The 20,677-nt window shown below is 61.6% G+C and carries 23 protein-coding genes; 20 read left to right on the top strand and 3 right to left on the bottom strand.

The features are described from left to right. Positions 1 to 173: 173 nt before the first annotated feature. Together ACI2KS_RS16755 and ACI2KS_RS16750 are read right to left on the bottom strand one after the other, a co-directional pair. Complete coding sequence (locus ACI2KS_RS16755; protein ID WP_404622100.1) at positions 174 to 548, bottom strand: hypothetical protein; 375 nt, start codon at positions 546 to 548, stop codon at positions 174 to 176. Next, positions 541 to 1,092, bottom strand: a complete 552-nt coding sequence (locus ACI2KS_RS16750; RefSeq protein WP_404622099.1) for a hypothetical protein — start codon at positions 1,090 to 1,092, stop codon at positions 541 to 543. The genes ACI2KS_RS16755 and ACI2KS_RS16750 overlap by 8 nt, the downstream gene beginning before the upstream one ends. A 290-nt stretch (positions 1,093 to 1,382) precedes the next feature. On the opposite strand from ACI2KS_RS16750, the gene cbiE reads away from it, so the two are divergent. The 20 genes from cbiE to ACI2KS_RS16650 all read left to right on the top strand — a co-directional run bounded on the left by cbiE (position 1,383) and on the right by ACI2KS_RS16650 (position 20,262). Next, entirely contained in the window at positions 1,383 to 2,585 is a 1,203-nt protein-coding gene (gene cbiE / locus ACI2KS_RS16745; RefSeq protein ID WP_404622098.1) for a precorrin-6y C5,15-methyltransferase (decarboxylating) subunit CbiE, read from the top strand. Further along, positions 2,585 to 3,682: a cobalt-precorrin-5B (C(1))-methyltransferase gene (locus tag ACI2KS_RS16740; protein ID WP_404622097.1), complete on the top strand. Its 1,098-nt coding sequence runs from the start codon at positions 2,585 to 2,587 to the stop codon at positions 3,680 to 3,682. Before cbiE ends, ACI2KS_RS16740 begins: the two co-directional genes overlap by 1 nt. Then, positions 3,679 to 4,410, top strand: a complete 732-nt coding sequence (locus ACI2KS_RS16735; protein ID WP_404622096.1) for a cobalt-precorrin-6A reductase — start codon at positions 3,679 to 3,681, stop codon at positions 4,408 to 4,410. The genes ACI2KS_RS16740 and ACI2KS_RS16735 overlap by 4 nt, the downstream gene beginning before the upstream one ends. A gap of 156 nt (positions 4,411 to 4,566) precedes the next feature. Continuing rightward, positions 4,567 to 4,890 carry a DNA-binding protein gene (locus tag ACI2KS_RS16730; RefSeq protein ID WP_404622095.1) on the top strand — a complete coding sequence of 108 codons (324 nt, stop codon included), beginning with the start codon at positions 4,567 to 4,569 and terminating at the stop codon, positions 4,888 to 4,890. Between the two features lie 65 nt (positions 4,891 to 4,955). Continuing rightward, positions 4,956 to 5,381, top strand: coding sequence for a DUF2946 domain-containing protein (locus tag ACI2KS_RS16725; RefSeq protein ID WP_404622094.1), 426 nt, complete (start codon positions 4,956 to 4,958; stop codon positions 5,379 to 5,381). Between the two features lie 52 nt (positions 5,382 to 5,433). After that, positions 5,434 to 5,922, top strand: a complete 489-nt coding sequence (locus ACI2KS_RS16720; protein WP_404622093.1) for a copper chaperone PCu(A)C — start codon at positions 5,434 to 5,436, stop codon at positions 5,920 to 5,922. A gap of 38 nt (positions 5,923 to 5,960) precedes the next feature. Further along, on the top strand, positions 5,961 to 6,404 hold the full coding sequence (locus tag ACI2KS_RS16715; protein ID WP_404622189.1) for a DUF2946 domain-containing protein: 444 nt from the start codon (positions 5,961 to 5,963) through the stop codon (positions 6,402 to 6,404). A gap of 86 nt (positions 6,405 to 6,490) precedes the next feature. Further along, on the top strand, positions 6,491 to 7,864 hold the full coding sequence (locus ACI2KS_RS16710) for a PepSY-associated TM helix domain-containing protein (protein WP_404622092.1): 1,374 nt from the start codon (positions 6,491 to 6,493) through the stop codon (positions 7,862 to 7,864). A 522-nt stretch (positions 7,865 to 8,386) separates the two neighbouring features. Further along, positions 8,387 to 9,652, top strand: a complete 1,266-nt coding sequence (gene urtA / locus ACI2KS_RS16705; RefSeq protein ID WP_404622091.1) for an urea ABC transporter substrate-binding protein — start codon at positions 8,387 to 8,389, stop codon at positions 9,650 to 9,652. A gap of 170 nt (positions 9,653 to 9,822) precedes the next feature. Next, positions 9,823 to 11,412 (top strand): urea ABC transporter permease subunit UrtB, encoded by a 1,590-nt coding sequence (gene urtB / locus ACI2KS_RS16700; protein WP_404622090.1) that lies wholly within the window; start codon positions 9,823 to 9,825, stop codon positions 11,410 to 11,412. Next, positions 11,412 to 12,491, top strand: a complete 1,080-nt coding sequence (gene urtC / locus ACI2KS_RS16695) for an urea ABC transporter permease subunit UrtC (protein ID WP_404622089.1) — start codon at positions 11,412 to 11,414, stop codon at positions 12,489 to 12,491. Before urtB ends, urtC begins: the two co-directional genes overlap by 1 nt. Next, a complete protein-coding gene (gene urtD / locus ACI2KS_RS16690) occupies positions 12,488 to 13,354 on the top strand; it encodes an urea ABC transporter ATP-binding protein UrtD (RefSeq protein ID WP_404622088.1) in 867 nt (288 codons plus the stop codon). Before urtC ends, urtD begins: the two co-directional genes overlap by 4 nt. 142 nt (positions 13,355 to 13,496) lie before the next feature. Next, positions 13,497 to 14,195, top strand: coding sequence for an urea ABC transporter ATP-binding subunit UrtE (gene urtE, locus ACI2KS_RS16685; protein WP_404622087.1), 699 nt, complete (start codon positions 13,497 to 13,499; stop codon positions 14,193 to 14,195). A gap of 49 nt (positions 14,196 to 14,244) precedes the next feature. After that, a complete protein-coding gene (locus tag ACI2KS_RS16680) occupies positions 14,245 to 15,090 on the top strand; it encodes an urease accessory protein UreD (protein ID WP_404622086.1) in 846 nt (281 codons plus the stop codon). Positions 15,091 to 15,283: 193 nt separating this feature from the next. Beyond that, positions 15,284 to 15,586, top strand: coding sequence for an urease subunit gamma (locus ACI2KS_RS16675; RefSeq protein WP_226505589.1), 303 nt, complete (start codon positions 15,284 to 15,286; stop codon positions 15,584 to 15,586). Positions 15,587 to 15,614: 28 nt separating this feature from the next. Then, a complete protein-coding gene (locus tag ACI2KS_RS16670; RefSeq protein ID WP_404622085.1) occupies positions 15,615 to 16,166 on the top strand; it encodes a GNAT family N-acetyltransferase in 552 nt (183 codons plus the stop codon). A gap of 26 nt (positions 16,167 to 16,192) precedes the next feature. Continuing rightward, positions 16,193 to 16,729 (top strand): GNAT family N-acetyltransferase, encoded by a 537-nt coding sequence (locus ACI2KS_RS16665; protein ID WP_404622084.1) that lies wholly within the window; start codon positions 16,193 to 16,195, stop codon positions 16,727 to 16,729. Beyond that, positions 16,726 to 17,031 carry an urease subunit beta gene (locus ACI2KS_RS16660; protein ID WP_404622083.1) on the top strand — a complete coding sequence of 102 codons (306 nt, stop codon included), beginning with the start codon at positions 16,726 to 16,728 and terminating at the stop codon, positions 17,029 to 17,031. Before ACI2KS_RS16665 ends, ACI2KS_RS16660 begins: the two co-directional genes overlap by 4 nt. A gap of 152 nt (positions 17,032 to 17,183) precedes the next feature. Further along, positions 17,184 to 18,884: an urease subunit alpha gene (ureC, locus tag ACI2KS_RS16655; RefSeq protein ID WP_404622082.1), complete on the top strand. Its 1,701-nt coding sequence runs from the start codon at positions 17,184 to 17,186 to the stop codon at positions 18,882 to 18,884. A gap of 244 nt (positions 18,885 to 19,128) precedes the next feature. Beyond that, positions 19,129 to 20,262 carry a sensor histidine kinase gene (locus ACI2KS_RS16650; protein ID WP_404622081.1) on the top strand — a complete coding sequence of 378 codons (1,134 nt, stop codon included), beginning with the start codon at positions 19,129 to 19,131 and terminating at the stop codon, positions 20,260 to 20,262. 113 nt (positions 20,263 to 20,375) lie between these two features. On the opposite strand, the gene ACI2KS_RS16645 is transcribed toward ACI2KS_RS16650, so the two are convergent. Then, positions 20,376 to 20,675, bottom strand: coding sequence for a chaperone modulator CbpM (locus ACI2KS_RS16645; RefSeq protein ID WP_404622080.1), 300 nt, complete (start codon positions 20,673 to 20,675; stop codon positions 20,376 to 20,378). Between the last annotated feature and the right edge of the window lie 2 nt (positions 20,676 to 20,677).

The following is a 20,677-nucleotide window of genomic DNA, read 5'->3' as shown; positions in this document are numbered from 1 at the left end:
TATTATGCCTGCTTTGGCGGTGGGCATGAAAAGCCGGTCTGTCGAATGGTCGATGGCGGCAGAGTGTTGTGCAATCTGTAACCCTCCGGCTTGCCGGCGGTGACGTGCTTGAAAACGCTTGCGCCGGCAAGCCGGACTGCTACGGGGGATAGTGATTGGCTGCGGATAGGGGGTTACCAGAGCTTGCCGAGCAGGGCCAAAGCGGTGATGCCAGCAATGAATGCTGTCAAAGCAACTCTTTCGGGAATGCAAATCCATCGTCGCTGATGGGCAGAGATGCTGTTTACCTCATTTATATCCACCAGATATTGTTGTCGCAGAAGTTCGGTTGACGTCAGCGCCAGGTTCACCGCCACAAGTCGATAGCGTCGACCGACAAACCCCGAGTTATCCCAACAGCGCTTCGCATCAATCACGATACGACAGTTTTTTAGCCGTTCCTCTATTTCAGGAAGGATGAAGTATTTCACGTACACGTCTACGCAAAAGCTAACAACGCTTATAACGCCAGAGACGATGACGACTCCCCCTAAAAGGTCGTCATTCATCGTCAACCAACTCATACAGCCAGTTACCAATGTGCTCCCCCACTTTGCTATCTCCTGCTCCTCCCAACCATCCGCCAGCAGCTCCACCTGCGATACCACAAACCACCAGGCTGGCACCGCGACTGGGCCCGGCCATCCTGAAGCCCATCGATACTGCTGCCTTCGCGCCAATCCCTCCAATCGTAACGGACGTTGGAATCCCCACCATCATCTTCCCCACTTCCACAAACTTGGCCTTCGTACATTGCTGCTCACGCCCTGTGGAACACGCTTCGCCGATCTCCATCGCACCAGCGGCTATATCCAAAGCCACGCCGATCGCCGTCCCGCTGCTCAAAGTACGGGCGACGTTGTTGATGCGTTTGACGTTCCGGGCGTAGTGGGCGACCTCGCCCGAGCGCATGAAACGCTTGCTGGAAATACCCAGCATCTTCTTGATCGTCGAGTTCTTTTTAAGACCTGTCCCCCAGTGCCCGATACCCCGCAACTGGATGTAGGGATTGAGCCGATCAAACTTGGCCCTGGCGCCGTTGCCGTCAGGCAAGCTGTCTCGAAACGAGGAGAGATTCTGTTTTTCATCATTGATGAACGCTTAGGCTCCGGACATGCGCTCAGCATCCTTATCGGCTTCATGAGCGGCGCACGATAGGTTTGCGCTTTGGGCCGTGTCATTACACGTCCCGTGTAAATAGGCGCGATTACAGGATTTTCAGAAACGCCCCACAAGCCAGCTCCCAACGACCTCCAGAATGAAGCCGATTGGCCCTAACACGACGAGGCGCCAGCAGCGCGGTATCATGACGCCCTTATTCACAGATCGATCAAGGTAGGCACATGTCGCCGTGGCTGACAGTCGTGGGAATCGGTGAGGATGGCTACCAGGGGCTGGGCAAGAATGCCCGGCATGCTCTGTTGGCGGCGCGTCAGGTGTATGGCAGTTCGCGTCAGCTTGACCTGTTGCCGCCGTGCATTCAGGCCGAACGTCGTCAGTGGCCCAGTCCGTTCTCGTTGCAGCCGGTGCTGGAATTGCAGGGTGAACCGGTCTGCGTCCTGGCCAGCGGCGATCCGATGCTGTTCGGCGTCGGCGTGAGCTTGTCGAGGCAGGTGCCGGTCGCGCAGATGCGGGTGATTCCGGCGCCTTCATCCTATTCCCTGGCCGCCGCTCGCCTGGGTTGGCCGCTGCAGGATGTGGTGACGCTGTCGGTGGTCGCTCGGCCCTTGGCCGCTCTCAATGCACAGCTGCATCACGGCCTGCGCCTGCTGGTGCTGAGCAACGACGGCAGCAGCCCGGCGGCGATCGCAGCGCTGTTGCGCGAGCGTGGGTTCGGCCCGAGCCACATGACTGTGCTTGAACACCTTGGCGGCGAATCCGAACGGCGGGTGGACGGCATCGCCGACGATTGGTCGAATCCTCAAATCGCCGCATTGAATCTGCTGGCTATCGACTGCCGAGCAGCGCCGGACACCTTGCGGTTGTCACCGTTGGGCGGGCTGCCAGACGAGGCATTCGAGCATGACGGCCAGTTGACCAAACGTGACGTTCGCGCCATCACCCTGGCGCGTCTGGCGCCGCTTCCCGGCCAGCTGCTGTGGGACGTCGGCGCAGGCTGTGGCTCCATCGGCATCGAATGGATGCGCGCCCATCCCACCTGCCGCGCGCTGGCGATCGAGTCCGATGAAGGCCGCCAGCAGCTGATCGAATTCAACCGTGACGCGCTGGGCGTGCCCGGGCTGCAACTGGTACGCGGCAGGGCCCCCGACGCGCTGCAAGGGCTGGAGGCACCGGATGCGATTTTCATTGGCGGCGGCGTCACCCGTGAGGGCGTGCTGGAACGGTGCTGGCAGCAACTGCGCCCCGGAGGAAGACTGGTCGCCAACGCGGTCACGCTGCAAAGCGAGGCGGCACTGGTCAACTGGCGCGAGCAGCATGGCGGTGAGCTGACCCGTATCCACCTGGCACACTCCAAACCGCTGGGCGAATTCGACACCTGGCGTCAGGCGCTGCCGATCACGCTACTCGAAGCGATCAAGCCCTGATGCGCGAAGAGACCGCCGAGCAACCGGCGCCCCTGCGCAGCGGCCTGACCACCGGCAGCTGCGCCACCGCGACGGCGCTGGCGGCCGCCCGCCTGCTGCTGGCCGCAGAGATCAACGACGCCATCGAAATCACCTTGCCCAAGGGCAAACAGGTGCAGATGCGTCTGGAGTTCTGCCGACTGATTGCCGACGGCGCGGAGGCAGGCACGATCAAGGACGCTGGCGATGACCCCGACGTGACGCACGGCGCACTGCTGTATTCGCGCGTGCGCCTGATTCCGGCGCCTGGCGTGGTTTTCGTCGCGGGCCCAGGCGTTGGCACCGTGACCCGGCCAGGCCTGGTACTGGGCGTCGGCGAGCCGGCAATCAACCCCGTTCCACGGCGAATGATGACTGAACACATGACACGCCTGGCTGCGCAATCGGGCTATGACGGCGGGTTTGAAATAACGGTCTGCGTGGACAAGGGCGAAGAGCTTGCGCTCAAGACCATGAACCCGCGCCTGGGTATTCTCGGCGGGCTGTCGATTCTGGGTACCAGCGGCATCGTCCGGCCGTTTTCCTGCGCCGCCTACATCGCCTCGATTCACCAGGGCATCGACGTGGCCAAAACCAATGGCTACCTGCACATCGCCGCCTGCACCGGCAACGCCAGCGAAGACACCATGCGCAGCGTCTACAACCTGCCCGATATCGCCCTGATCGAAATGGGCGACTTCGTCGGCGCGGTACTCAAGCATCTGCGCAAAGTGCCTGTGGATAAACTCAGCCTGTGCGGCGGCTTCGGCAAGATCAGCAAACTGGCGGCCGGTCATATGGACCTGCACAGTCGCCATTCCAGCATCAACCTGGAGCAACTGGCGCAATGGGCGGCGGATGTGGGTGCCGACGCCGACCTGCAACAGAGCATTCGTGAAGCCAACACCAGTCAGCAGGCGCTGGCCATGGCGGCGGCGCAGGGTGTGGCACTGGGTGATGCGGTCTGCCAGCACGCGCTGGATTTCGCTCGCAGCGTGGTGCCGGCGCAGGTTCAAGTGGAAGTGTTCGCCATCGACCGTCAGGGCGGTGTCGTCGGTCGTGCGGGGGCTTTTTCGTGAAGCGGGTGCTGCTGCTTGGCGGGGTGACCGAAGCGCTGGCCATCGCTCGCACCCTGGGCGCGGAGCATATCTATAGCCTGGCGGGCGTGGGGCGGGTGCCGAGTGATTTGCAGTGCCAGGTGCGTGTGGGGGGTTACGGCGGCGCCGAAGGGTTGGCGCAGTTCGTCCGCGATGAAGGCATCCATCTGATTCTCGACGCAACTCACCCCTACGCCGCGCAAATCAGCCATAACGCCGCTGCCGCTGCGCGCCTGACCGGCATCCCTTGCTGGGCGCTGCGTCGTCCCGCCTGGCACGCCGGGCCGGATGACGACTGGCGTGAAGTTTCAGGCTGGGCGCAGCTGATCACCGCCCTCGCCCCTTTCGAACGCCCATTGTTCACACTCGGGCGCGAACCCTTGCAGCATCTGCATGAAATCCCCGATCACCAGTTCTGGACCCTGCGCGCACTCGACGTCTATCCCGGCAACGACCGCTGCGAAGTCATAGGCGCGCGTGGGCCGTTTAACCTGGAAAATGAGCGCGCACTGTTCGAGCGTCGCAAGATCGATGTGCTGATCAGCAAGAACAGCGGCAGCAGCGCCACCGAGCCCAAGCTTGAAGTGGCACGCGAGCGCGGGATACCGGTGCTGGTATTGAAAAGGCCGGAACTGGCCGGCGTGGATCGGGAGTTTCTGGGGGTGGGGAAAGTGCTGGAGGCTTTAGCGACATTCTCAGTTAACGCATAAATATATAGCGCACAGGGAAAGCTGGCCGGCGAGAAAACCGGGCTTATCTAAGAAGCTGATGGGCAAGTCAGGACAAACCGCAGACATCAAGTGCGCCAGAACCTTGATCGCTGACTACAAGGCCGCAAAAAAGCAAACACATGAGCGAGGCATCTGATGGCTCTTACCCGTAGCTACAAACACACGATCAACGAGAGGATCCAGCAAGATCCGGCATTTGCTCAGGGCCTGCTGGATGAAGCCGCAACGCTTTTTCTCAATGGCGAGCCGGAAGTTGCTCGAGTCATTCTTCGTGATCTGGTCAACGCAACCCTCGGCTTCGAACAATTGGCACGCGAGACCGACAAACCCAGCAAAAGCCTTCATCGCATGCTTTCGGCCAGTGGGAACCCCAGCATGGATAACCTGGCAGCCATTTTCGCGGCAATGCGTTCCTGGCTAAACGTCGATATCGAGGTGCACGCCGTTCCGTTCCAGTGACCCCGCGACACATCGCCGCACCCCAACTTTTTACATCTCAGGGCCATTCAGGCTAAATGGCCGGCATGAAAGAACAACAAGAGAAGATCATCAGCCTCAAGCGACGCCGGGCCTTTGCCTGGGTTGCCTGCTTTGCGCTGCTGTTTGGCATGCTGGCGATGCCCATGACCCCGACCATGCCGCGCACACAGGGCGAGCAGCTCGTGTGGGGGAATTTCTGCACAGGAACGGGCACGCAACGGGTTGCGACACCGCTGGGCCTGGTCAGCAGGGTCAGTCAGCGTGTTCCCGACAACGGTGACCATTCCACGATGCAACATTGCCCGTGTTGTTCCGGGTCTCTGTCCCTGGTGGCTATTGCGAGCGGCCCCGCCTTCGGTTCATTCACAATCTTCGAACCGATCCGTTTCCCGACCGCCGTCCTGGTTTTCCACGCGCCACCGCGCCTGCTGTGGCCCAGCCTCAACCCCCGGGCTTCACCTCGCGTCTGATCGTTCGTTCGCGCCGTATATGCGTATCTGAATGGATTGGAGGCTCGTTGCCATGTTGAAAAGAATCACGCTGACAAAAACCTTCCTGCTGGCGCTATGGCTGTTGCCCGCCTGCTACGTTGCCGCTCATGAGTATGTAAAAGACCATCTGACGGTGGCGCAACCCTGGTCGATGGAGCTGCCACCCAATGCGCCCACCGTTGCGGCGTATTTCGTGATCGGCAATCAGGGCACCGAGCCTGACCGGCTGACCGGTGTCGACAGCCCCGTCGCCGGCGAAGCGCAATTGCACGAGCACGTGCATAAGGACGGCCTGATGAAGATGCAGCAGGTGCAGACCGTGGAAATCCCCCCTGGCGGCGCCGTGACCTTCGCGCCTATGGCGTATCACGTGATGCTGCTCGATCTAAAAGACCGTTCGAAACTGACCGAGGGCCAGAGCTTCCCGTTGACCCTGCACTTCGAGAAGGCCGGTGACTTGACCGTTGAGATCATGGTGCACAAGCAGGCACCTGACGCAGCCCCGGCACACGCCCATTGAGCGACCCTGACCATCGAAGCTGAACGCCATTGAGCCGTCTGTTCGCGACACGCAGCGGATCTGCCAACGCCCCCCGTAAGACACAGGGTGCATGGCTGAGCCTGTTCGCCATGCTGATGATTTTCATCGGCCCGCTGGTGTCTCAGTCGATGCCGATGGAGCATCACAACGGCATGTCGATGGCGGCGTCGATGTCCGCCGACATGGACATGGCCGCCTCGATGGACATGGGCGCCGGCGACCACAGCCAGCACCAAAAGGCCGACACAAACGCGGATCCCGATCATGTGATCTGGGCTAAGTGCGGGTACTGCACGCTCTTGTTCAGCTGCCCGGCACTGACCCAGACCCTGGCCGTCGTCGCCCCCATCCCGCCCAGACCCGCCGACTTCTATAACGCCCTGCCGCAGTCAGGACACGGGCAGCACAACATATTCCCCAATGCCCGCAGTCGCGCGCCGCCGTTCTCGTCAGTAGTCTGAAGCCGCAAAAAAATCCGCACCCCGTTGACCGCCACCTGGCCGTCGATGCGCTGCGTCGTGTTTTCCCCTGACGGGAGCGTTGCACCTTGTCCAAACCAAACGTGTCGTTCTATAGCCTGGCCTGGCGCTGGCATTTCTATGCCGGCCTGTTCGTCGCGCCTTTCATGATCCTGTTGTCGCTGACCGGGATCGTCTACCTGTTCAAACCCCAGCTGGACTCGCTGATGTACAGCGACCTGCTGACCGTTACGCCAGCGCATCACCTGCTCAGCGCCGACGCGCAGCAACAGCGGGTGCATGAGGCTTATCCCGAGGCGCTGATCAGCAAATACCTGCCGCCGGTCAACGCCCAGGGCAGCGCGCAGTTCGTGCTGAAGCAGGATGGGCGCGAAATGAATCTGTTCATCGACCCGTACAGTGGCAAGGTCCTTGGCAGCCAGGACGCCAAAAACAACCTGCAGGCCATGGCCCGTGAGCTGCATGGGGAACTGATGATTGGCACCGTTGGTGACCGGCTGGTGGAGCTGGCAGCCGGCTGGGGCATCGTGCTGGTAATCTCCGGCCTGTACCTGTGGTGGCCGCGCGGTCGCTCGCCAGCGGGTGTGCTCTGGCCACGGGTCAGTGCGCGTGGACGCGTGCTATGGCGTGACCTGCACGCCGTGACCGGTTTCTGGGGTTCTGTGGCGTTGCTGTTCATGCTGCTCAGCGGCATGACCTGGACCGGCATGTGGGGCAAGGTCTACGCCGATGTCTGGAACACCTTTCCAGCGGCAATGTGGAACCAGGTGCCCAAGTCCGACAAACAGGCGGGCGACCTGAACAACGCAAGCGTGCAGACCGTGCCGTGGGCCATGGAAAACACGCCCATGCCTGTGTCCTCCGGCGATCATGCCGAGCACATGAACCATGGCAGCATGTCCAGTGCGCCGGCAGCGCCGTCGATCTCTCTGCAACGGGTGGTGGACATCGCCCGCGAGCGCAACATCGAACCTGGCTACAGCATCACGGGGCCGAAAACCGCCGACGGCGTGTTCACCGTTTCGGTGTTCGCTGACGATCCACGCAAAGATGCGACGCTGCACGTGGATCAGTACAGCGGCAAGGTGCTGGCGGACGTGCGCTACGCCGATTACAGCACGGTCTCGAAAGCGACCGAGCTGGGTGTGATGCTTCATGAAGGCAAGATGTTTGGCTGGATGAACCAGCTGCTGATCCTGTTCATCTGCCTGATGGTGCTGCTCAGCTCGGTCAGCGGGCTGGTGATCTGGTGGAAACGTCGTCCGCAAAACCGCTTTGGCGTTCCGCCGCTGCGCCACGACCTGCCACGCTGGAAAATCGCGACCGCTGTGATGCTTTTGCTGGGGATTGCCTTCCCGCTCGTCGGGATTTCCATGCTGGCAATATGGTTGCTCGATCGGATAGCCCTTTCGCGCTTTGCCAAATCGACGGCAACAGCTTAGATTGCGTCCTGCGGGGCCTGGAACCTTCTTGGGTGGTTTAGTGATGAATTCCTCCTCATTTCGGGTCCCAGGCCCCGCTCTTTTTTTCGTCGTCGAATAGGCCGCTTTCGCCCAGTGGATTGGGAGTCGCCGGGCGACGCTTCACCTTGCCAGCGAGCTGTCGGTAAGCGGCAGTAAAACCTTCAGATTCGCAGTCCCCTGACACCACGCTGTCGCCTGATATCACTGCCGCTTCGCGCCAGATCGCGAGCAACCCACACGCTTAAGGCCTGCGGCCAGAATCAAAGGCGCTCGCAAGAAACCTGTCAGCTCAGACAACTTTCGCACCACATCAGCGCGTGCGCCGCACCCTCCCTCCTGCCCCATCCCAGATTGGTGCAAAGCGCCGTTTGAAGGCGACGTTTTCATTCCATTTTGCGACGTTTGCGGCCTTGGCCCAGCCTTTGCTAATGCCTTAGCAGACTCAACCTGTGCACCGCCAACAGCCGTCATTACTAAAAAATCAAAGAATGGAGCTAACCAATGAAGCGTCGCAGTTTGCTTAAAGCGTTCACCTTGTCTGCATCGATCGCAGCAATGGGCATGACCTGGACCGTTCAGGCCGCCGAAACCATCAAGGTCGGCATTCTGCATTCTCTGTCCGGCACCATGGCCATCTCCGAGACGTCGCTCAAAGACATGGCGCTGATGACCATCGACGAAATCAACGCCAAGGGCGGCGTCAATGGCAAGAAGCTTGAGGCGGTAGTGGTGGACCCGGCTTCCAACTGGCCGCTGTTCGCGGAAAAAGCACGTCAACTGATCACTCAGGACAAGGTCGCTGTGGTGTTCGGTTGCTGGACGTCGGTGTCGCGTAAATCGGTGCTGCCGGTGTTCGAAGAACTCAACGGCTTGCTGTTCTACCCGGTGCAGTACGAAGGTGAAGAGATGTCGCCGAACGTGTTCTACACCGGCGCGGCGCCTAACCAGCAGGCCATTCCTGCGGTCGAGTACCTGATGAGCGAAGACGGCGGTGCGGCCAAGCGCTTCTTCCTGCTGGGCACCGACTACGTCTACCCACGCACCACCAACAAGATCCTGCGTTCGTTCCTGCACTCCAAAGGCGTGAAGGACAGCGATATCGAAGAGGTCTACACCCCGTTCGGCCACAGCGATTACCAGACCATCGTGGCCAACATCAAGAAATTCTCGGCCGGCGGCAAGACCGCTGTGATTTCCACCGTCAACGGCGACTCCAACGTCCCCTTCTACAAGGAACTGGGTAACCAGGGCCTGAAGGCCACCGACGTACCGGTCGTGGCGTTCTCGGTCGGTGAAGAAGAGCTGCGCGGTGTGGACACCAAGCCGCTGGTGGGCAACCTGGCGGCCTGGAACTACTTCGAATCGGTCAAGAATCCGGTCAACACCAAGTTCGTCGCCGACTGGAAAGCCTATGCCAAGGCCCACAACCTGCCGAACGCCGACAAGGCTGTGACCAACGACCCGATGGAAGCCACCTACGTGGGTATCCACATGTGGGCTCAGGCGGTCGAGAAAGCCAAGTCCACCGACGTGGATAAAGTCCGCGAAGCCATGGCCGGCCAGACCTTCGCTGCGCCGTCCGGTTTCACCCTGGAAATGGACAAGACCAACCACCACCTGCACAAGCCGGTGATGATCGGCGAGATCAAGGCCGATGGTCAGTTCAACGTCGTCTGGAAAACCAAGGAGCCAGTCCGCGCTCAGCCTTGGAGTCCGTTCATTCCGGGCAACGACAAAAAGCCTGACTATGCGGTGAAGAGTAACTGACACCAGCCCCTGATGGTTCCCACGGCCCCCGTGGGAACCATGCCTTGGGCGCTCCGCGTCCGTACCGGATGACGCAGAGCGTCAGGGGATGCATTCCCACGCAGAGCGTGGGAACGATCAGCATCTGCTGCATGGCCGCGAGGTCATGCGGGTGCTTCCAGGACACCGATATGCCCAGATCTCTCTACCACCTCATTCTCACCCTGTGCCTGTTGCTGCCTGTCGCAGCGCATGCCAGCGATGCCGGGGACTTTGTCGCCGCAGAATCTTCGCAACGCGCCGAGCTGCTCGAAACCTGGGCGGCCAAGCCCGATCCTGCGCGCGTTGAGCTGCTGGTTGCCCTGAAGGATGGCCGCGTGGCCGCCGACAGCAGCAACCGCGCATTCATTCAGAACGGCGACGCCTTCACCGCCGTCGACCCGAGCGCCCCGGCACTGGCCGACGCGCCAAACCCTGACGAGCCGCAAGCGATCAGCCTGAACAATCGCCTGCGCGGTCTGGTGGACACGGCACTGGCCAGCCATCAATTGCTGGCAACTGACGCCAAATTGCGACTGGCTGCGGCGCTGACCCTGCAAAAAAGCGCACGCCCGGCGCAACTGCCACTGCTTATGCAGCAGGTTGCCAGCGAGAAGGACGACGCCGTGCATTCGGCCCTGAGCCTGGCACTGGCCAATCTGCAACTGGTCGACAGCAGCCCGACCGTACGTCTGGCGGCAGTGCGGCTGCTGGGTGAAACCGGCGATCCACTGGCCCGCACCCGCCTGGAGACCTTGCTCGAACCCAACGTCGAAACCGACCCCACTGTGCGCCTGGCGGCAGAGACCAGCCTGGCTCAGGTCAAACGCAAATTGATGATCGGCGAAGTGATCGGCCAGGTATTCAGCGGTATCTCGCTGGGTTCGATCCTGCTGCTGGCGGCGCTGGGCCTGGCAATCACCTTCGGCCTGCTGGGCGTGATCAACATGGCCCACGGCGAGATGCTGATGCTGGGTGCCTACGCCACTTATGTCGTACAGATCATGTTCCAGCGCTACGCCCCGGGCGCCATCGAGTTTTACCCGTTGGTGGCGCTACCGGTGGCGTTCTTCGTCACGGCCTGCATCGGCATGGCCCTGGAACGCACGGTCATCCGCCACCTCTACGGCAGACCGCTGGAAACCCTGCTGGCGACCTGGGGCATCAGCCTGATGCTGATCCAGCTGATCCGCGTGGTGTTCGGCGCGCAGAACGTCGAAGTGGCCAACCCCGAATGGCTCTCCGGCGGTTTCCAGGTGCTGCCCAATCTGGTGTTGCCGTACAACCGCATCATCATCATTGGCTTCGCGCTGTTCGTGGTGGTGCTGACCTGGCTGCTGCTGAACAAGACCCGCCTGGGCCTGAACGTGCGCGCCGTGACCCAGAACCGCAACATGGCCGCCTGCTGCGGCGTGCCCACCGGACGCATCGACATGATGGCTTTCGGGCTCGGTTCCGGTATCGCCGGGCTCGGTGGCGTGGCGCTCAGCCAGATCGGCAACGTCGGTCCTGACCTGGGCCAGAGCTACATCATCGACTCGTTCCTGGTGGTGGTGCTCGGCGGCGTCGGACAACTGGCGGGCAGCGTGATGGCGGCCTTCGGGCTGGGCATCGCCAACAAGATTCTCGAACCGCAAATCGGCGCAGTGCTGGGCAAGATCCTGATCCTGGCGCTGATCATTCTGTTTATCCAGAAACGTCCGCAAGGCCTCTTCGCGCTCAAAGGACGGGTGATCGACTGATGAACCAGCCCCTGATGCTTACCGCCGCGCAACGCGCTGGCACCAAAGTCACGATCGCGGTGGGGGTTGTCGTCCTTGCCCTGCTGATCGCCCTGCCGCTGCTGTCGTTGTTGCCTGAAAGCAACAGCCTGCAGGTATCGGCCTACACCCTGACGCTGGTCGGCAAGATTCTGTGTTACGCCATCGTCGCCCTGGCGCTGGATCTGGTCTGGGGTTATGCAGGCCTGTTGTCGCTGGGCCACGGCCTGTTTTTCGCGCTGGGCGGCTACGCCATGGGCATGTACCTGATGCGTGAAGCCTCCGGTGACAGCCTGCCGGCGTTCATGACCTTCCTGTCGTGGACCGAGCTGCCGTGGTACTGGGTCGGCACCGAGCACTTCCTCTGGGCCATGTGCCTGGTGGTGCTGGCGCCGGGTCTGCTGGCGCTGGTATTCGGATTCTTTGCCTTCCGCTCGCGGATCAAGGGCGTGTACTTCTCGATCATGACCCAGGCCCTGACCTTCGCCGGGATGTTGCTGTTCTTCCGTAACGAAACCGGCTTTGGCGGCAACAACGGCTTTACCAACTTCCGCAGCATTCTGGGCTTCAGCATCACCTCCCAAGGCACGCGCGCGGTGCTGTTTTTGCTCACCGTCGTATTGCTGGTCGGCAGCCTGTTCGTGGGCTGGCGTCTGGCGCGCAGCAAATTCGGTCGGGTGCTGACGGCGGTGCGCGACGCCGAGAACCGCCTGATGTTCTGCGGTTACGACCCACGGGGTTTCAAGCTCTTCGTCTGGGTCTTGAGCGCCGTGATATGCGGCCTGGCAGGCGCGCTGTACGTGCCGCAAGTGGGGATCATCAACCCCAGCGAAATGTCGCCGACCAACTCCATCGAAGCCGCCGTCTGGGTCGCCCTGGGCGGTCGCGGCACGCTGATCGGTCCATTGCTGGGCGCAGGCGTGGTCAACGGCATGAAGAGCTGGTTCACCGTGGCCTTCCCGGAATACTGGCTGTTCTTCCTCGGCGCGCTGTTCATTGTGGTGACGTTGTACCTGCCCAAAGGCGTGATTGGCCTGATCAAGAAAAGGGGCGACCAATGAAAAGCACACCGACTCCCGCATTCGATCCGGAGCTGGATCCTACCCTCCATCCGAACAGCGACGCCGGCACCAGCCGCGACGCCATCGGTCTGGGTCAAGTCGCTGGCAAGGGCCTCAATACGCTGCACGGCACGATCCTGACCCTGGAAAACATCAGCGTCAGCTTTGACGGCTTCAAGGCCCTCAACGATCTGAACCTGTACATCGGCGTGGGCGAATTGCGCTGCATCATCGGCCCCAACGGAGCGGGCAAGACCACGCTGATGGACGTGATCACCGGCAAGACGCGGCCGAGTCACGGCAGCGCCTGGTTCGGCGAAACGCTGGACCTGACCAAGATGAGCGAAGTGCAGATCGCTCAGGCCGGCATCGGTCGCAAGTTCCAGAAACCCACGGTGTTCGAGGCGCTAAGCGTGTTCGAAAACCTCGAACTGGCGCAGAAGACCGACAAGTCGGTGTGGGCCAGCCTGCGCGCCAGACTCAGTGGCGAGCAGCGCGACAGCATCGATGCAGTGCTGGAAACCATCCGCCTGACAGCCTCAAGGGATCGCCCGGCAGGACTGCTGTCCCACGGTCAGAAGCAGTTTCTGGAGATCGGCATGCTGCTGGTCCAGGACCCGCAACTGCTGCTGCTCGACGAGCCGGTGGCGGGCATGACCGATGCCGAAACCGAGTTCACCGCCGAACTGTTCAAGACCCTGGCCGGCAAGCACTCGCTGATGGTGGTCGAGCACGACATGGGCTTCGTCGGCACCATCGCCGATCACGTCACCGTGCTGCACCAGGGCAGCGTGCTGGCCGAGGGCTCGCTTGAAGAAGTGCAGGCCGATGAACGGGTGATCGAGGTTTATCTGGGACGGTAACTCAGCGAAACGGTTGCTGATCGTTCCCACGCTCTGCGTGGGAATGCATCCCATGACGCTCTGCGTCAAAAAGCGGACGCAGAGCGTCCATCGCGGCATTCCCACGCAGAGCGTGGGAACGATCACAGGGGAGAATTCGAACATGCTTCAAGTTGAAAAGCTTCACCAATACTACGGCGGTAGCCACATCCTGCGCGGGCTGTCATTTGACGTGAAAGTCGGCGAGGTCACTTGCCTGCTGGGCCGTAACGGTGTGGGCAAGACCACGCTGCTCAAAGTACTGATGGGCCTGCTCCCCGCCAAAGAGGGTGCGGTGCAGTGGGAGGGCAAACCGATCACCGGATTCAAGCCGCACCAGCGCGTGCACTCGGGCATCGCTTACGTGCCACAGGGCCGGGAGATATTCGGTCGGCTGACGGTGGAGGAGAACCTGCTCATGGGCCTGTCGAGATTCCCCGGCTCCGAAGCCAAGGAAGTCCCGGCATTCATCTACGAGCTGTTCCCGGTGCTGCTGCAAATGAAGCAGCGTCGTGGCGGTGACCTGTCCGGCGGCCAGCAACAACAGCTGGCAATCGGTCGCGCGCTGGCCAGTCGTCCTCGCCTGCTGATTCTCGATGAGCCTACCGAGGGAATCCAGCCTTCGGTGATCAAGGAAATCGGCGCGGTGATCAAGAAGCTGGCCGCCCGTGGCGACATGGCAATCCTGTTGGTCGAGCAGTTCTACGATTTTGCCGCCGAGCTTGCCGATCAGTACATTGTCATGTCCCGTGGCGAGATCATTCAGCAAGGTCGCGGTGAGAACATGGAGGCCGAAGGTGTGCGTGGTCTGGTCACCATTTGATGCACCGATCGGCTAAGGTAGACGCCTTCGAAACACGATAACGAGCACTATGAATCTTCCTGCCCACCCCGCCCTGTTCACGCCCAGCTGGCACGCCGAGCTGGAGCTGGGCTATGGGCGTTTCGGCGATACCACACGCCCGACCCAGCGCCGCCACAAAGGCCCGTTGCGGGTGCAGAAACACCTGTACGCCGAAGGCCCGCAGGTCTGCCAGCACATCATCGTTCACCCGCCCGGCGGCATTGCCGGCGGTGATCGGCTGGACATCGGCGCCAGCGTCGGCCCCGGAGCCTGGGCGCAACTGACCAGTCCGGGAGCCGCCAAGTGGTACCGTGCGGCAGGCCCCGCTTATCAACAGCTAGACTTGAAAGTCGCTGCCGGCGGCACGCTGGAATGGCTGCCGCAGGAGACCATTGTGTTCAGCCAGGCCAAGGCCGAGCTGACCACGCGCATCGATCTTCAAGGCGATGCGCGGTTGCTCTACTGGGACGTGGTGGCGCTGGGGCGTCCGGCCAGTGGCGAGCGTTTCGATCAGGGCCACTTCCAGGCGCACCTGGATATCCGCCGGGACGGCACGTTGCTGTGGCACGAACGTCAGCGCATCACAGGGGATGACGGTTTGCTGGACTCACCCATCGGGCTGGACGGCAAGCCGGTGTTCGCAACGCTGATCATGACCGGCGAAATAGACGCCCTGTTGATGGAGCGCTGTCGCGAACTGGCTGAGCATTCGCCGGTACGCGGTGACCTCAGCCAGTTGCCGGGCCTGATCATCGCCCGCTGCCTGGCCGACGAAGCCCTGCATGCCCGGGCCTGGCTGATCGAATTATGGAAGCTGCTGCGCCCTGCCCTGCTCGGCCGAGAGGCGCTGGCGCCGAGGATCTGGAGTACGTGATAAGCCGCGTCGGCCCATTCGCGAGCAAGCTCGCTCCTACAGAGGCGCAGCGCATGACCTGTAGGAGTGAGCTTGCTCGCGATTGCCGTGTGTCAGGCACTACATCAGCGTCTGACAGACATCGCGAGCAAGCTCACTCCTACCAGGGACACAGCAGTTTCACCCTATTCAGTTATTTGAAACGGAAAAGAACATGGATCTGACGCCACGCGAAAAAGACAAGATGCTGATCTTCACCGCCGGGCTGGTTGCCGAGCGCCGGCTGGCACGGGGCTTGAAGCTCAATTACCCCGAAGCCATGGCCTTCATCTCCGCCGCCCTGCTCGAAGGCGCGCGGGATGGGCAGACGGTTGCCGAGCTGATGCACTACGGCACCACCCTGCTCAGCCGTGAACAAGTGATGGAAGGCATCCCGGAAATGATCCCGGAAATCCAGGTGGAGGCCACCTTCCCGGATGGCACCAAGCTAGTCACCGTGCACCAGCCGATTGCTTGAGACACCTTTTGAACAAGTGAAAACGAACATGACCCATACGATTCGTGACGCACTGCTGACTGACATGCCTGCCGTGCTCGACATCTACAACGACGCCGTGCTCCACACCACGGCGATCTGGAATGAACAACCGGTGGACCTGGCGAACCGCGAAGCCTGGTTTGCCGCCCGGCAGACCCAGGCCTATCCGATTCTGCTGGCGGTGGATGAGGCCAATCAGGTGCTGGGCTATTCCTCGTTCGGCGACTGGCGCCCTTTCGAAGGCTTTCGTCACACCGTCGAGCACTCGGTCTACGTCCGCGCCGATCAGCGTGGCAAGGGTCTGGGGCCACTGCTGATGAAAGCCCTGATCGAACGCGCCCGAGCCTGCGACAAGCACATGATGGTTGCGGCCATCGAAAGCGGCAATGCCGCTTCGATCGCCCTGCACGCCCGTCAGGGCTTCATCAGCACTGGACAAATGCCCCAGGTGGGTACCAAGTTCGGGCGCTGGCTGGACCTGACCTTCATGCAACTGGACCTGTCGCCGGGCGCTTCGGCACCTGCCTCGCAAGCGCCCGTCTCAACAACCGTGGCCTGATTTTCTTTCTGAAAGGATGCCTGCTCATGAACGCTGCACAGATACGCCGCGTCACCACCGAGAGCTTCGCCCACTATCGCCATGGCCTGGCGCAACTGTTGATGGATGCGGTTCATCGCGGGGCATCCGTCGGCTTTATGGCTGACCTCACCACCGAGCAGGCCCTGGCCTGGTGCGACGGCGTCAAGGCGCAAGTCGAGCAGGGCGATGTGCTGTTGTGGGTGGTGGTGCAGGAGGAGCAGGTGCTGGCCACTGTGCAGTTGGCCCTGTGCCAGAAGCCCAATGGGCTGAACCGCGCAGAGGTGCAGAAGCTGTTGGTCTCGCATGGCGCACGTCGGCGCGGCCTGGCCACCCAACTGATGCAGGCCGTGGAGCAGGCGGCTCAACAACTCAAGCGCGGCATGCTGCATTTGGACACCCTGGACGGCTCCGTCGCCGAAGACTTCTACCAATCGCAGGGTTACAAGCTGTCCGGCAAGATCCCGGATTACGCCTGCAACCCGGACGGCGAGTATCACGCTACCGCCATCTACTACAAGTTACTGTCGAGGAAGAGCGCATGATTCCTGGTGAATATCAGATCCAGCCCGGTGATATCGAGATTAACGCCGGTCGCCGGACAATCACCCTCAGCGTCGCCAACAGCGGCGACCGGCCGATTCAGGTGGGCTCGCATTTCCATTTTTTCGAAACCAACGACGCCCTGACCTTCGACCGCGCCGCCAGCCGCGGCATGCGCCTGAACATCCCGGCCGGCACCGCCGTACGCTTCGAGCCGGGGCAGGGGCGCGAGGTTGAGCTGGTGGATCTGGCAGGGTTGCGGCGGGTGTTCGGCTTTGCCGGGCGGGTGATGGGCGATCTCTGATCTGCGTCGCCAGAAGTCATACCTGATCGTTCCCACGCTGTGCGTGGGAACGCCTGACTGGACGCTCGGCGTCCGTTGTTGTGACGCAGCGCGTCACGAGATGCGTTACCACGCAGAGCGTGGAAACGATCATTGAACCTCAAGGCATGTACATGAAAATTTCCAGACAAGCCTACGCCGACATGTTCGGCCCTACCGTCGGCGACCGTGTGCGCCTGGCGGACACCGAGTTGTGGGTGGAGGTCGAAAAAGACTTCACCACTTACGGCGAGGAAGTGAAATTCGGCGGCGGCAAGGTCATTCGCGACGGCATGGGCCAGGGTCAGTTGCCTGCTGCAGAAGTGGTCGACACCCTGATCACCAACGCGCTGATCATCGATCACTGGGGCATCGTCAAGGCCGACGTCGGCCTCAAGGACGGCCGCATCGCCGCCATCGGCAAGGCCGGCAACCCGGATATCCAGCCAGGCGTCACCATCGCCATCGGTGCCGCCACCGAAATCATTGCCGGTGAAGGCATGATCCTTACCGCAGGCGGCGTCGACACGCACATCCACTTCATCTGCCCGCAGCAGATCGAAGAAGCCCTGATGAGCGGCGTCACCACCATGATCGGCGGCGGTACCGGCCCGGCCACCGGCACCAACGCGACCACCGTCACGCCCGGCAAATGGCACATGATGCGCATGCTGCAGGCCGCCGAAGCGTTTCCGATGAACATCGGCTTCACCGGCAAGGGCAACGTCAGCCTGCCCGAGCCGCTGATAGAACAGGTCAAGGCCGGCGCCATCGGGCTCAAGCTGCACGAAGACTGGGGCACCACACCCGCGGCCATCGACAACTGCCTGAGCGTTGCCGACCAGTACGACGTTCAGGTCGCCATCCACACCGACACCCTGAACGAGTCCGGCTTCGTCGAAACCACCCTGGCGGCGTTCAAGAACCGCACCATTCACACCTATCACACCGAAGGCGCCGGTGGCGGTCACGCACCTGACATCATCAAGGCCTGCGGTTTCGCCAATGTGCTGCCCAGCTCGACCAACCCGACCCGGCCGTTCACCCGCAATACCATCGACGAGCACCTGGACATGTTGATGGTCTGCCATCACCTGGACCCGAGCATCGCCGAGGACGTGGCGTTCGCCGAGAGCCGTATCCGCCGCGAAACCATCGCCGCCGAAGACATCCTGCACGACCTCGGCGCGTTCTCCATGCTCAGCTCCGACAGCCAGGCCATGGGCCGCGTGGGCGAGGTGATCATGCGCACCTGGCAGACCGCCGACAAAATGAAGCGCCAACGCGGCCCGCTGCCCGGTGACGGCGAAGGCAACGATAACTTCCGCGCCAAACGCTACATTGCCAAATACACCATCAACCCGGCGATCACCCACGGCATCAGCCACGAGGTGGGTTCGATCGAAGTCGGCAAGTGGGCCGATCTGGTGCTGTGGCGCCCGGCGTTCTTCGGCGTCAAGCCGACGCTGATCCTCAAGGGCGGTTCCATCGCGGCCAGCCTGATGGGCGACGCCAACGCATCGATCCCGACCCCGCAGCCGGTGCATTACCGCCCGATGTTTGCCAGTTACGGCAGCTCCTTGCATGCCAGCAGCCTGACGTTCATCAGCCAGGCGGCGATGGATGCCGGGGTGCCGGAGCAACTGGGGCTGAAGAAACAGATCGCCGTGGTCAAGGGTTGCCGCAACGTGACCAAGGCCGATCTGATCCACAACGACTACCTGCCCCACATCGACGTCGACCCACAGACCTACCAGGTCAAGGCCGATGGCGTGCTGTTGTGGTGCGAACCGGCCGATGTGCTACCGATGGCCCAGCGCTATTTTCTGTTTTAAGGATCATCGCGGCCTGCACCTTGGCAAGCCCTTGTGGGAGCCGGCTTGCTGGCGAAAACGTCGTGTCAGTCGACATCATCGTCACTGACTCGGCGCATTCGCCAGCAAGCCGGCTCCTACAGGTTCAAGGCAAGTCGTGAAGGGCACCGCCCGGCTGTACAATGAATCCGCTGTTCTTCCTTGCTTCACATGGCGCTAAGATGCGCCATCTCCTCCAGTGCCATGCCAGCAAGGTAGTACCGCCATGCGTCTTTCCGACTTCATCGTGCAGCACGTGGATCGCATCGTCGATGAATGGGAGAAGTTCGCCGCAACGCTGACGCCTGCGGCCGACTCGATGAGCAGTGTGGATTTGCGCGATCACGCCAAAGCCATTCTTCTGGCCGCCTCGCGGGACATGAACACCGCTCAGACCAAGGCCGAGCAGATCGCCAAGGCCCAGGGCGAGGAGCTCGGCAAGACGCCGACCCTTGATCAGGCAGCCGCCAGTCATGGCGAGTTGCGGCACACCGTCGGCTTTGACCTGGTGCAGATGACGTCTGAATTCCGCCACCTGCGCGCCACGGTGATCCGCTTTTGGGTCGAGAGCCTCAGATCGCCGGATATCGCTTACTTTACCGACATGATCCGCTTCAACGAGGCCATCGACGAAGCGCTGGCCGAGTCAACAGCCGCCTACGCCGAACGCGAAACACGCTCTCGGGACATCTTCCTGGCCATTCTGGGTCACGACCTGCGCGCGCCATTGCAGGCCATCAGCATGTCGTCCGAAGTGCTGATGCGCAAAGCCGGGCTGGGCGACACCGAGATGGCCTATATCAAGCGCATCAAGAGCAGCAGTCGGCACATGGCAACCATGGTCAGCGACTTGCTGGAGTTCGTGCGTACGCGGCTCGGTGTGACATTGCCGGTCGAGCGCAAGCCCATGGAAATGACCGTTGCGTGCCGCGAAGCCATCGATGAAGCCTGCGCCGGTCACCCGGACTGTGATCCGGATTTCACCACCAGCGGCGACACCCAGGGCGACTGGGACCGCGCGCGCATCGATCAGATGCTGCAAAACCTGATTGGCAATGCCCTGCAGCACGGTGCTTCGACGCACAAGATCAGCGTGACGCTGGTGGGTGGCGACAACCATGTCAGTCTGTCGGTGCATAACGACGGCGAACCCATTGCCCAAGAGGCGATTGGCAGCATCTTCGACCCGCTGGTGCGCACGCTCAACGAACAGGCCGGCACGCACAACCCGTCGACCAGCCTGGGATTGGGGTTATTCATCGTCAAGGAGGTGGTCAATGCTCACGGCGGCAGTATTACCGTGACCTCGAACTTCGGCGATGGGACCACGTTCACCGTGGTATTGCCCAAGAGAGGCTGATACTAAAAGCACCCTCTGTCTTTGCTTCTGGCCGCAGGCAGGGATCGAATTCTGGCATTTGCTTCTGGCCCAAGGCCGTGGGGGCGAGCGTCACAGCCTCCGGCGTGCGCCGCTCACTCCTCGACGAAGCGTCCCAGCCGCTGCTTGAGCATGCGGTTCTCGGCCCGCACCTGCTCCAGCTCATCCAGCAGATTCAGCGCCAGGGCGACGCCTCCCCACTCCATCTCAAGATCGTGATGCAACTTGGCCGCCCGCTTGGCCACCGACAGCGAACCGGTGTCGAATACCCAATCGTCCGGCTTTTGCCCCCGAGCTTCGACAATACCGTGCTCGACGATTTCTATGACATAGGCGACCGGCATATCGACCACCTGACAGAATTCCTGCATGTCTACGACCAGGGTATTGCGCATGA

It is taken from the genome of Pseudomonas sp. NPDC087358 (genome assembly GCF_044900785.1).
Lineage (GTDB): Bacteria > Pseudomonadota > Gammaproteobacteria > Pseudomonadales > Pseudomonadaceae > Aquipseudomonas.
The sequence above is the reverse complement of the archived record's forward strand: the minus strand, read 5'-3'. Positions and strand labels throughout refer to the sequence as shown.

Excerpts from the sequence above, each read along its gene's own strand:
- urtB (WP_404622090.1), top strand. The coding sequence starts at position 9,823 with ATGCCCAGATCTCTCTACCACCTCATTCTCACCCTGTGCCTGTTGCTG.
- ACI2KS_RS16670 (WP_404622085.1), top strand. The coding sequence starts at position 15,615 with ATGACCCATACGATTCGTGACGCACTGCTGACTGACATGCCTGCCGTG.
- cbiE (WP_404622098.1), top strand. The coding sequence starts at position 1,383 with ATGTCGCCGTGGCTGACAGTCGTGGGAATCGGTGAGGATGGCTACCAG.
- ACI2KS_RS16680 (WP_404622086.1), top strand. The coding sequence starts at position 14,245 with ATGAATCTTCCTGCCCACCCCGCCCTGTTCACGCCCAGCTGGCACGCC.
- ACI2KS_RS16730 (WP_404622095.1), top strand. The coding sequence starts at position 4,567 with ATGGCTCTTACCCGTAGCTACAAACACACGATCAACGAGAGGATCCAG.
- urtA (WP_404622091.1), top strand. The coding sequence starts at position 8,387 with ATGAAGCGTCGCAGTTTGCTTAAAGCGTTCACCTTGTCTGCATCGATC.
- ACI2KS_RS16755 (WP_404622100.1), bottom strand. The coding sequence starts at position 548 with ATGAATGACGACCTTTTAGGGGGAGTCGTCATCGTCTCTGGCGTTATA.
- ACI2KS_RS16675 (WP_226505589.1), top strand. The coding sequence starts at position 15,284 with ATGGATCTGACGCCACGCGAAAAAGACAAGATGCTGATCTTCACCGCC.
- urtC (WP_404622089.1), top strand. The coding sequence starts at position 11,412 with ATGAACCAGCCCCTGATGCTTACCGCCGCGCAACGCGCTGGCACCAAA.
- ACI2KS_RS16645 (WP_404622080.1), bottom strand. The coding sequence starts at position 20,675 with ATGCGCAATACCCTGGTCGTAGACATGCAGGAATTCTGTCAGGTGGTC.
- ACI2KS_RS16740 (WP_404622097.1), top strand. The coding sequence starts at position 2,585 with ATGCGCGAAGAGACCGCCGAGCAACCGGCGCCCCTGCGCAGCGGCCTG.
- urtE (WP_404622087.1), top strand. The coding sequence starts at position 13,497 with ATGCTTCAAGTTGAAAAGCTTCACCAATACTACGGCGGTAGCCACATC.
- ACI2KS_RS16650 (WP_404622081.1), top strand. The coding sequence starts at position 19,129 with ATGCGTCTTTCCGACTTCATCGTGCAGCACGTGGATCGCATCGTCGAT.
- urtD (WP_404622088.1), top strand. The coding sequence starts at position 12,488 with ATGAAAAGCACACCGACTCCCGCATTCGATCCGGAGCTGGATCCTACC.
- ureC (WP_404622082.1), top strand. The coding sequence starts at position 17,184 with ATGAAAATTTCCAGACAAGCCTACGCCGACATGTTCGGCCCTACCGTC.
- ACI2KS_RS16660 (WP_404622083.1), top strand. The coding sequence starts at position 16,726 with ATGATTCCTGGTGAATATCAGATCCAGCCCGGTGATATCGAGATTAAC.
- ACI2KS_RS16720 (WP_404622093.1), top strand. The coding sequence starts at position 5,434 with ATGTTGAAAAGAATCACGCTGACAAAAACCTTCCTGCTGGCGCTATGG.
- ACI2KS_RS16665 (WP_404622084.1), top strand. The coding sequence starts at position 16,193 with ATGAACGCTGCACAGATACGCCGCGTCACCACCGAGAGCTTCGCCCAC.
- ACI2KS_RS16725 (WP_404622094.1), top strand. The coding sequence starts at position 4,956 with ATGAAAGAACAACAAGAGAAGATCATCAGCCTCAAGCGACGCCGGGCC.